Raw genomic sequence first — 9822 nt, 5'->3', positions numbered from 1 at the left:
GCACACGAGCCTACATGGACGTACTTGCGGCGGGTCCCGGAATGGCGAGCCCGTCGCGCCTAGCTCGAGAGCACATGGTGGCCGCTTCGGCTTCGGCTTCGGCTCTGGCGTTTGGCGTGGCGCGGCGTGTGAGCGGAAGAATCAGCCCGACTTACGTCGGAACAACAACCCGGACACCACCATCATCACAATCGGCGGCAACGCATACGCAATCCGATAATCGAACTTCAACGCACCGGCCATGCGCCCGAAGAACAACTGCAACAACCAGAAGCCCAGCGCGAACAGAATGCCCAGGAACAACCGCTTGCCCATACCGCCACTGCGCAGCGAACCGAACGCGAACGGCACCGCCGCCAAGCACAACGCCAACACATTGATCGGATAGAACCAACGGCTCCAGTACACATCCTCGTAATCGCGCGCATCCAACCCATTGCGCTTGCGGTACTCGATGCTGGTGCGCAGATCCATCGCCGTCAGATTGCGTGGCTTGGAAATACCACTGGCCAGCGCCGCCGCATCCAGCCGTGAATTCCACGGCTCGGATTCGGCCGTCTCCCGCGTTGCCGAACGCTCACCGAAGGTGTCGCGGCGGACCTTGTTCAATACCCAGCCATCGGCGCCATGTTCGGCGGTGGTGGCATAGGTCAGCGAGGCCAGGCGGCCGTCGTCGGCGATCTTGTACAAGCGCACATCGTGCAGGATCAGACGCGTGCCGCCGCCGGACTGCAACTGCTCATCGCCACTCTGGGCGTTGAGGAAGGTGTCGCCTTCGCGCGCCCACACGCCCGAATAGCGGGCCGCGCTCAGGCTGCTGCCCCACTTGGCGCTGATCTTGATGTCGTCGGCCTTGCTCTGGCCCCACGGGCCCAGCGTTTCGCCGCTGAACACCATCACCGCGGTCATCAGCGACAGCGCGATCGCCACCGAGACGCTCAGCCGCTTGCGCGACAGCCCCAGCGCGCGCAGCGCAGTGAGTTCGGAGGTGGCGGCCAGCTGGCCCAGGCCCATCAGCGCACCGATCACGGCGGCGGTCGGGAAGAAGGTATAGGCGCGCCGCGGCACGGTGTATAGCACCCAGGCGGCTGCGTGGCCGAGGGTGTAGCTGCCCTTGCCGACGTCCTTGAACTCGCCGGAGAAGGCCATCACCACGTCCAGGCCGACCAGCACCGCCCAGGTCAGCAGGACGGTGCCGAACACGGCACGGCCCAGGTACAGATCAAACCGCATGGGGCGCAACACGTTCATGCGGTCCTCCGGGGACGCGACAGTTTGCCGTCGCGGAAATACATCCACAGGGCGAGGGCCAGCAACGGCAGCGTCAGCCACCACAGGCCCGCCACGGCGGGAATCTTGCCATCGGCGATCCAGCGGGTGCCGATGAACATCAGGTTCATGCCCACCATATAGGCCAGGAAGGCCAGCATCATGCGGCCGTAGCGCTGCTGGCGTGGCGAGCTGCGGGCCAGCGGCAGGGTCATCAGGGCAAAGGCCAGCGCGATCAGCGGCGGGGCGATGCGCGAGTGCAGCTGCGCCTGGGCCTCGGGGCGCTCATCGCCGAACAGCTGGGTGGTGCGCAGCAGTTCGGGGTCGTCGTCCTTGCGGGTCTCGGCACCGTCGGGCATGGCCACGTCGTTGCGGGCGAAGGTCATCAGCTTGTAGTCCAGCGCACCGTTGGCCGGGCCTTCAACCTGGTGGCCGTCATCCAGCTCCAGATAGCGTTGCTTGGCGCCCTCGAAGTACATCCGGCCGTGATCGGCGGAGATCACTTCGATGCGGTCCTCCTTCTGGCGCTGCAGGAAGACCTTGCCCAGCTGGGTGCCATCCGGGGAGACCGAAGACAGGTAAACCACGCCGCCATTGGGCAGAGAGGTGAACTTGCCCGCCTCCAGGCCGGCCATGACCACGCTGCGGTTGGCCTCGTCGATCATCGTCTCGCCGGTGCGGTCGGCCCAGGGGCCCAGCCACAGCGAGCACAGCCCGATCAGGCCCACCACCGGCACCACCAGCATCAGCAGGGGGCGCAGCAGGCGTTTGGGGCCAACGCCGATGGCGGTGATGACCGCCATTTCCGAGTCCCGGTAGAGCCGGGCCGTGGCCAGCAGCAGGCCCAGCATCAGCGCCAGCGGCAGGATCAGCGGCATATAGACGATGAACTGCAGGCCCAGCTGTGAGAACAGCAGGCGGGCAGGCAGGCGGCCGTCGGCGATGTTGCCGAGGATGTCCACCAGGACACCACCGACGCTCACCACCAGCAACACGATCAGGGTGGCCAGGAAACTCTGGACGAAATCACGCAGGAGATAGCGATCGAGCTTCGACATGGGGCGGTGGTTTAAACTCTCGGATTCGTTCGCGGTGCTGCCCAGTCTACTGACGGGACGTAAACAGCTCGCGATTGTACGGATTTGCCAACGGAATCTGATCAATGGCCCTGGAATTCACCCTGAACCACGCAGCACCGGCCTCGGCCGAGTGCGATTGCGTCATCGTCGGCGCCTATGCCGACCAGACCCTGAGCCCGGCGGCACAGGCCCTGGACACCGCGTCCGGCGGCCGCCTGTCGGCCCTGATCGCCCGCGGCGACGTGGGCGGCAAGACCGGTAACACGACCCTGCTGCACGATCTGCCCGGCATCACCGCCGCACGCGTGCTGGTGGTCGGGCTGGGCGAGCCGGCCAAATTCGGCGTGCCGCAGTACCTCAAGGCGGTCGGCGATGCCAGCCGCGCCCTCAAGAGCGGGGTCAACCACCACGCGCTGTTCACCCTGACCGAGATCGAGGTCAAGGGCCGCGATGCCGCCTGGAACATCCGCCAGGCCATCATCACCGCCGACCACGCCGCCTACCGCTACAGCGCCACGCTGGGCAAGAAGAAAGCCGACGAGCCGGGCCTGACCACGCTGGCCATCGCGGGCACCGACACCCAGGCGCTGGCCCAGGGCCAGGCCATCGCCGCCGGCGTGCAGTACGCCCGCGAGCTGGGCAACCTGCCGCCGAACGTCTGCACCCCGGCCTACCTGGCCGAGTCCTCGGTCGCGTTCGCCAAGGCCCATGACGGCGCCGAAGCGGAGGTGCTGGACGAGCAGCAGATGGAAGCGCTGGGCATGGGCTCGCTGCTGGCCGTGGCCCGTGGCTCGGCCAACCGCCCGCACCTGGTCGTGCTGAAGTGGAACAACGGCAGCGACGCCAAGCCCTACGTGCTGGTCGGCAAGGGCATCACCTTCGATACCGGTGGCGTCAACCTGAAGACCCAGGGCGGCATCGAAGAGATGAAGTACGACATGTGCGGTGGCGCCAACGTCATCGGCACCTTCGTCGCGGCCGTCACGGCCAAGCTGCCGCTGAACCTGGTGGTGGTGGTGCCGGCGGTCGAGAACGCCATCGACGGCAATGCCTACCGCCCCTCGGACGTGATCACCTCGATGTCGGGCAAGACCATCGAAGTGGGCAACACCGACGCCGAAGGCCGCCTGATCCTGTGCGACGCCCTGACCTACGCGCAGCGCTTCGAGCCGGCCGCGCTGATCGACGTGGCCACCCTGACCGGTGCCTGCCTGGTCGCCCTGGGCCACCAGACCGCCGGCCTGATGACCAAGCACGACGACCTGGCCAACGAGCTGCTGGCCGCCGGCGAGCACGTGTTCGACCGCGCCTGGCGCCTGCCGCTGTGGGACGAGTACCAGCCGATGCTGGATTCCAGCTTCGCCGATATCTACAACATCGGCGGCCGCTGGGCCGGTGCGATCACCGCGGGCTGCTTCCTGTCGCGCTTCGCCGAAGGCCAGCGCTGGGCCCATCTGGACATCGCCGGCGTGGCCAGCGACGAAGGCAAGCGCGGCATGGCCACCGGCCGCCCGGTCGGCCTGCTGAGCCAGTGGCTGCTGGACCAGGTCGCCCGCGCCTGATGCCCTGCCCGATCGCGGCCGCCTGCGGGTGGCCGCGGTCCCGCCCGGCCTGGCGCCGGGTTCTCCCTCCGCTCCAGGCCCTGCCATGTCCCGTGCTGATTTCTACCTGATCGCCAAGCCCCGCTTCCTGACCGAGCCATTGCGCCTGGTCTGCGAACTGGCCCGCAAGGCCAACGACGCCGGGCTGTTCACCCTGGTGCTGGCACGCGACCAGGCCCAGGCCGAGGAGCTGGACGAGCTGCTGTGGGCGTTCGACAACGATGCCTACATCCCGCACCAGATTGCCGGCGAAGACATGGACGAGGAAGAGGCGCTGGTGCTGATCGCCGTTCCCGGCACCGAGGCGCCGGCCCGGCCGCTGGTGATCAACCTGCGCGACGATCCCTATCTGGCCGCCTGCGACCGCGTGCTGGAAGTGGTGCCGGCCGCCCCGGAAGCGCGCGAACCACTGCGCGAGCGCTGGCGCCAGTACAAGGCGCTGGGCTTTGACCTGAACAAGTACGACATGTAACCCGCGCGGCGCCCGTCCGGTCGCCGCCGCCCCCGGAGACCCTTGATGCGCCTGTTGATCGCCCTGATCTTTCCCTGGTTCGCCTTCTTCACCATCGGCCGCCCGATCGCAGGCATCCTCTGCCTGATCCTGCAGATCACGCTGATCGGCTGGCTGCCCGCCGCGATCTGGGCCGCCTACGCGGTCTCACAGTTCCATACCGACCAGAAGATCCGCCGCGCCTTAGGCCGCTGAGCTTCCGGCACCCCCACCTTCCGTATTCGATCCTGGTTCCCGCATGACCCAACTCGCCTCCAGCTACGACCCCAAAACCTTTGAAACCGCGTTGTACGACGCGTGGGAGAAGGCCGGCCATTTCAAGCCGTCCGGCAAGGGCGAGCCGTACACCATCCTGCTGCCGCCGCCGAACGTGACCGGCACGCTGCACATGGGCCATGCCTTCCAGCAGACCCTGATGGATGCACTGGTGCGCTACCACCGCATGCGTGGCTACGACACGTTGTGGCAGGTCGGCACCGACCACGCCGGCATCGCCACCGAGATGGTGGTGTCGCGCAACCTGGCGCTGGCCAACACCGGTGAGACCCGCGATTCGCTGGGCCGCGACGGCTTCATCGAGAAGGTGTGGGAGTGGAAGGCGCAGTCCGGTGACACCATCGAGCGCCAGATGCGCCGCCTGGGCACCTCCAGCGACTGGTCGCGCAGCACCTTCACCATGGACCCGCAGCCGTCCGAAGCGGTGGTCGAGGCGTTCGTGCGCTGGCACGAGCAGGGCCTGATCTACCGTGGCCAGCGCCTGGTCAACTGGGATCCGGTGCTCAAGACCGCCATCTCCGATCTGGAAGTGGAGAGCGTGGAGGAAGACGGTTTCCTGTGGTCGATCAGCTACCCGCTGGCCGATGGCAGCGGCACCCTGACCGTGGCCACCACCCGCCCGGAAACCATGCTCGGCGACACCGCCGTGATGGTGCACCCGGAAGACGAGCGCTATGCGCACCTGATCGGCAAAATGGTCAAGCTGCCGCTGACCGATCGCGAGATCCCGGTGATCGCCGATGATTACGTCGACCGCGAGTTCGGTACCGGCGTGGTCAAGGTCACCCCCGCGCACGATTTCAACGATTACCAGGTCGGCCTGCGCCACAACCTGCCGATGATCAACCTGTTCACCCCGGTGGCGGCGATCAACGACAACGCCCCGGAGAAGTACCGCGGGCTGGACCGTTACGAAGCGCGCAAGGTGATCCTGGCCGAGCTGGAAGACCTGGGCATCCTGGTGGAGACAAAGGCGCACAAGCTGCAGGTGCCGCGTGGCGATCGCACCCAGCAGGTGATCGAGCCGTACCTGACCGACCAGTGGTTCGTGAAGATGGACGTGCTGGCCAAGCGCGGCCTGGAGCTGGTCGAGAACGGCAGCATCCAGTTCGTCCCGGCCAACTGGATCAACACCTACCGCCACTGGATGGAGAACATCCAGGATTGGTGCATCAGCCGCCAGCTGTGGTGGGGCCACCGCATTCCGGCGTGGTTCGACGATGCAGGCAACTGCTATGTCGGCCGTGATGAAGCCGAAGCGCGCGCGAAGAACAACCTCGCCGCCGACCTCGCCCTGCACCAGGACAGCGACGTGCTGGAGACCTGGTTCTCCTCGCAGCTGTGGCCGTTCTCCACCCTGGGCTGGCCGAACGAGCAGGCGATGGACGCGCGCGGTTTCGAGCGCTACCTGCCGTCGTCGGTGCTGATCACCGGGTTCGACATCATCTTCTTCTGGGTGGCCCGCATGATCATGGCCACCGACAGCTTCACCGGGAAGATTCCGTTCAAGGACGTCTACATCACCGGCCTGATCCGCGATGCGCAGGGCCAGAAGATGTCCAAGTCCAAGGGCAACGTGCTGGATCCGCTGGACATCATCGATGGCATCTCCATCGAGGACCTGGTTGCCAAGCGCACCACCGGCCTGATGAAGCCCAAGGACGCGCCGAAGATCGAGAAAGCGACGCGCCGCGAATTCCCCGAGGGCATCATCGCCCACGGTGCCGATGCGCTGCGTTTCACCATCGCCGCGCTGGCCACCCACGGCCGCGATATCAAGTTCGACATGAACCGCGCCGAGGGCTACAAGAACTTCTGCAACAAGCTGTGGAACGCCAGCCGCTTCACCCTGATGAACACCGAGGGCAGCAGCTTCACCGGCGTGCCGCAGCCGCGCACCGATGCCGAGCGCTGGATTCTCGCGCGCCTGGCCGCGGTCTCGGCCGAAGCGCAGACGCATTACGCCAACTACCGCTTCGATCTGCTGGCGCAGTGCCTGTACGAATTTGCCTGGAACGAGTTCTGCGATTGGTTCCTGGAACTGACCAAGCCGGCCCTCAACGGTGCCGACGCCGATGACGCCAACAGCACCCGCCACACCCTGCTGTACGTGCTGGAAGCGCTGCTGCGCCTGCTGCACCCGCTGACCCCGTTCGTCACCGAGCAGCTGTGGCGCCAGGTCGCCCCGCGCCTGGGCATCACCGACGACACCATCTCGCTGCGTCCGTATCCGACCGCCGAGGAATTCGCGGGTAATTTCGCCCGCGCCGAAGCCGACGTGGAATGGCTGAAGTCGATGGTCAACGCGTTGCGCCGCGTGCGCAGCGAGTTGAACGTGCCGCCGTCCAAGCTGGTGCCGCTGCTGCTGCAGGGTGGCAACGACGACGACCGCGCGCGCATGACCCGCTTCACCTCCTCGCTGTCGTTCCTGCTCAAGCTGGAGCGCATCGAATGGCTGGCCAACGGCAGCGACACGCCGCCGGCCGCCGCTGCGATCGTGGGCGATCTCACCTTGCTGGTGCCGCTGGAAGGCCTGGTCGATCTGGGCGCCGAGCGCGCGCGCCTGGACAAGGAAATCGCCCGGGTGGAATCGGAGAAGGAAAAGAGCGAGACCAAGCTGGCCAAGTTCACCGACAAGGTGCCCGCGGCCGTGGTCGAGCAGGAGCGCGTGCGCCTGGTCGAATGGACCGCCCAGCTGGATGGCCTGCGCTCGCAGCGCGCGAAGCTGTAAGCGCTGCGGGAGGTAGTGCCACCCCATGGGTGGCTGCCTTCCGGGGCGGGATGACGTGCAGCCACCCATGGGGTGGCTCTACACCACGCTGTCAGAGCGGCGGCATCACCTGGATGTCGTCGTCGACCAGCTCGATCGCCATCACCAGCGCATCCTCGCGCCCCTCGCGGGCGGGGTAATAACGCGGCCGGCGGCCGATCTCGTTGAACCCCTCGCTGTGGTACAGGGCCACGGCCGAGGTATTGGACGGGCGCACTTCCAGGAACACGCGGTGCGCGCCATGGTCGCGTGCCAGCTTCACCAGCGCCCGCAGCAGGTAGCGGCCGTGGCCACGCGATTGGCACAGCGGGTCTACGCAGATGTTGAGGATATGGGCTTCATCGGCGGCGATGCTGAGCAGGCCGTAGCCCATCAGCAGGCCATCCTCTTCCATCGCCAGGCCGGGATAACCTGCACGCAGGCAGTCCTGGAAGATGCCGCGGGTCCACGGGTACGGGTAACCGCGCACCTCGATGGCCATCACCGCATTGAGGTCGCTTTCGCGCAGCGCGCGCAGCGACAACGGTCGCGGCGAGCTCACCGCGCTCACGGCCGGGCCTGTTTGCGCAGGGCGCGCAGCTGCGGCCACAACGCGCGCTTGGCGGCGGCGCTGCTGCGCAGTTCATCCAGGTTCCAGCTGGCCATCAAGGCCTGGGTGTCCGGCTCGGCCGGGTTGCAGCCGGAGGCCCGCAGCAGGGCGATCTGCAGGCGATCAGGCATCCGCACCGCCGCACGTCGTCCGCCACCTGCGCGCGCCGGCGCGGCCGCCGACGCACTGGCCGGTGCGTGTTCTTCTACCGTACGCGGGGCATTGCGCCGCACCGGTGGCGGCGCATCCGCTGGCGGCGCCGGGCGCGAGGGACGCACCGGGGCCGGCGGCTCGGCAACCGGGGCCGCACGCAACTCGATCTCCGGCACAACCAGCGCCTCCGGCTCGACACTGCCGTCGACGAACACCGTATACCCCATCGCCTGCAGCCAGGACTGCTGCGCCGGCGACCACAATGGCGGCAGCGCCTGCCCGCTCACGCGTTCGGCTCGACCGTCTTGCGGGTGCGCTGCCATACCCAGTAACACGGGCCGGACAAGGCATACACCACGCCCACCGCGAACAGCACGCGCGGCAGATCGATGACCATGATCGCGATGGCGATCGGTACCAGGGCCAGTGCCAGGAACGGCACGCGATCCGCGCGCGGTCCCTTCTCGCCACTGCCCTTGAAGCTCCAGAAGCGGATCCGGCTGACCATCAGCAGCGCCGATACCAGGGTCACGCCCAGCGCGACATAGCGCAGCTGGTTGCCGTCCCAGCCGAGGTTGCCATCAGCGAAAGCCCAGACGAAGGACATCATCAAGCCGGCCGCAGCCGGGCTGGCCAGGCCGATGAACCAGCGCTTGTCGACCACGGTCACCTGGGTATTGAAGCGGGCCAGGCGCAGCGCGGCGCAGGCGGCATACAGGAAGGCGACCGCCCAGCCGACGCGGCCGAGCACCGGATCGTCGAACTTCAGCCAGGACAGCGACCAGTGGTACATCACCAGCGCCGGGGCCATGCCGAAGCTGACCAGATCGGCCAGCGAGTCGTACTGCACGCCGAATTCGCTGCTGGTGCCGGTCAGGCGGGCCACGCGGCCGTCCAGGCCGTCCATGACCGCCGCGACAAACACCGCGATCGCGGCATTGACGAAGTCGCCGTTGGCCGCGGCGATGATCGCGTAGAAGCCGGCGAACAGGCCTGCGGTGGTGAACAGGTTGGGCAGCAGGTAAATGCTGCGCGAGCGCGGCGGGGGTTTCATCTGATCCATGCGGCCAGTTTAGCTTGCCAGCACCGGCCCGGGGTGCTGCAATCGCGGTTCTGCCCCGTTCCCGGAGTTGCCATGCGTGCCCTGTCCCGTCTGAGCGCCCTGCTGCTGCTCGCCAGCGCCACGGCCAGCGCCGGCACTGTCTATAAGTGGAAAGACGCCAACGGCGTCACCCAGTATTCGGAGAAGCCGCCGGCTGGGCAGAAGTACGAGGCCCGCCAGGTCGAGAACCGGGACCCGCTCCCGCGCGAGACCGCCGTCGCCCCGGCCGAGAACAAGGCCTGCACCGATGCCCGCGGCAACCTCACCCTGCTCAACGGGCCGGGCAAGGTCATGCAGGACGCCGATGGCGACGGCACGGCCGATACCGCCCTGACCGACGAGCAGCGCAGCGCCCAGAAGACCCTGGCCGAGGCCGCCATCCAGGCCTACTGCACCCCCAGGGCCTGAGCCACCGGCCCCGTCGAGGCCGCCAAAACCAACGGCAACACCCATCGCGGCGGCCGGACTGGCA

Annotated in this window: 10 protein-coding genes; 5 read left to right on the top strand and 5 right to left on the bottom strand. The window is 67.3% G+C overall.

All coding sequences use genetic code 11. From position 1 onward, the window contains the following. Positions 1-141: 141 nt before the first annotated feature. Positions 142-1251 carry an LPS export ABC transporter permease LptG gene (lptG, locus tag ACE026_RS06365; protein WP_486038405.1) on the bottom strand — a complete coding sequence of 370 codons (1110 nt, stop codon included), beginning with the start codon at positions 1249-1251 and terminating at the stop codon, positions 142-144. Next, positions 1248-2327 carry an LPS export ABC transporter permease LptF gene (lptF, locus tag ACE026_RS06360; protein ID WP_313209225.1) on the bottom strand — a complete coding sequence of 360 codons (1080 nt, stop codon included), beginning with the start codon at positions 2325-2327 and terminating at the stop codon, positions 1248-1250. Before lptF ends, lptG begins: the two co-directional genes overlap by 4 nt. A 104-nt stretch (positions 2328-2431) precedes the next feature. Between lptF and ACE026_RS06355 the strand changes: the two genes are divergently transcribed. From ACE026_RS06355 to ACE026_RS06340, 4 genes are all read left to right on the top strand, one after another. After that, on the top strand, positions 2432-3910 hold the full coding sequence (locus ACE026_RS06355) for a leucyl aminopeptidase (protein ID WP_486038404.1): 1479 nt from the start codon (positions 2432-2434) through the stop codon (positions 3908-3910). Between the two features lie 85 nt (positions 3911-3995). Then, on the top strand, positions 3996-4421 hold the full coding sequence (locus ACE026_RS06350) for a DNA polymerase III subunit chi (protein ID WP_486038403.1): 426 nt from the start codon (positions 3996-3998) through the stop codon (positions 4419-4421). A 45-nt stretch (positions 4422-4466) separates the two neighbouring features. Continuing rightward, positions 4467-4655, top strand: a complete 189-nt coding sequence (locus tag ACE026_RS06345) for a YqaE/Pmp3 family membrane protein (RefSeq protein ID WP_088432079.1) — start codon at positions 4467-4469, stop codon at positions 4653-4655. 43 nt (positions 4656-4698) lie between these two features. Next, positions 4699-7467, top strand: a complete 2769-nt coding sequence (locus ACE026_RS06340; protein WP_486038402.1) for a valine--tRNA ligase — start codon at positions 4699-4701, stop codon at positions 7465-7467. A gap of 91 nt (positions 7468-7558) precedes the next feature. Here ACE026_RS06340 and rimI read toward each other — a convergent pair whose 3' ends face one another. From rimI to pssA, 3 genes are read right to left on the bottom strand one after another with little or no spacing between them, the layout of a single operon-like run. After that, positions 7559-8056 carry a ribosomal protein S18-alanine N-acetyltransferase gene (gene rimI, locus ACE026_RS06335; protein WP_486038401.1) on the bottom strand — a complete coding sequence of 166 codons (498 nt, stop codon included), beginning with the start codon at positions 8054-8056 and terminating at the stop codon, positions 7559-7561. After that, entirely contained in the window at positions 8053-8535 is a 483-nt protein-coding gene (locus ACE026_RS06330; RefSeq protein ID WP_486038400.1) for a hypothetical protein, read from the bottom strand. Before ACE026_RS06330 ends, rimI begins: the two co-directional genes overlap by 4 nt. After that, positions 8532-9311, bottom strand: a complete 780-nt coding sequence (gene pssA / locus ACE026_RS06325; protein ID WP_346472174.1) for a CDP-diacylglycerol--serine O-phosphatidyltransferase — start codon at positions 9309-9311, stop codon at positions 8532-8534. The genes ACE026_RS06330 and pssA overlap by 4 nt, the downstream gene beginning before the upstream one ends. A gap of 72 nt (positions 9312-9383) precedes the next feature. Here pssA and ACE026_RS06320 point away from each other — a divergent pair, with 72 nt between their 5' ends. Next, positions 9384-9758, top strand: a complete 375-nt coding sequence (locus tag ACE026_RS06320; protein WP_486038399.1) for a DUF4124 domain-containing protein — start codon at positions 9384-9386, stop codon at positions 9756-9758. Positions 9759-9822 lie beyond the last annotated feature (64 nt).

Source organism: Stenotrophomonas sp. AGC87, assembly GCF_057333975.1.
This window is presented reverse-complemented; position numbering and strand designations above follow the sequence as displayed.

Bases quoted from the DNA above. Each gene is read 5' to 3' on its own strand.
- lptG (WP_486038405.1), bottom strand. From the start codon at position 1,251: ATGAACGTGTTGCGCCCCATGCGGTTTGATCTGTACCTGGGCCGTGCC.
- lptF (WP_313209225.1), bottom strand. From the start codon at position 2,327: ATGTCGAAGCTCGATCGCTATCTCCTGCGTGATTTCGTCCAGAGTTTC.
- ACE026_RS06355 (WP_486038404.1), top strand. From the start codon at position 2,432: ATGGCCCTGGAATTCACCCTGAACCACGCAGCACCGGCCTCGGCCGAG.
- ACE026_RS06350 (WP_486038403.1), top strand. From the start codon at position 3,996: ATGTCCCGTGCTGATTTCTACCTGATCGCCAAGCCCCGCTTCCTGACC.
- ACE026_RS06345 (WP_088432079.1), top strand. From the start codon at position 4,467: ATGCGCCTGTTGATCGCCCTGATCTTTCCCTGGTTCGCCTTCTTCACC.
- ACE026_RS06340 (WP_486038402.1), top strand. From the start codon at position 4,699: ATGACCCAACTCGCCTCCAGCTACGACCCCAAAACCTTTGAAACCGCG.
- pssA (WP_346472174.1), bottom strand. From the start codon at position 9,311: ATGGATCAGATGAAACCCCCGCCGCGCTCGCGCAGCATTTACCTGCTG.
- ACE026_RS06320 (WP_486038399.1), top strand. From the start codon at position 9,384: ATGCGTGCCCTGTCCCGTCTGAGCGCCCTGCTGCTGCTCGCCAGCGCC.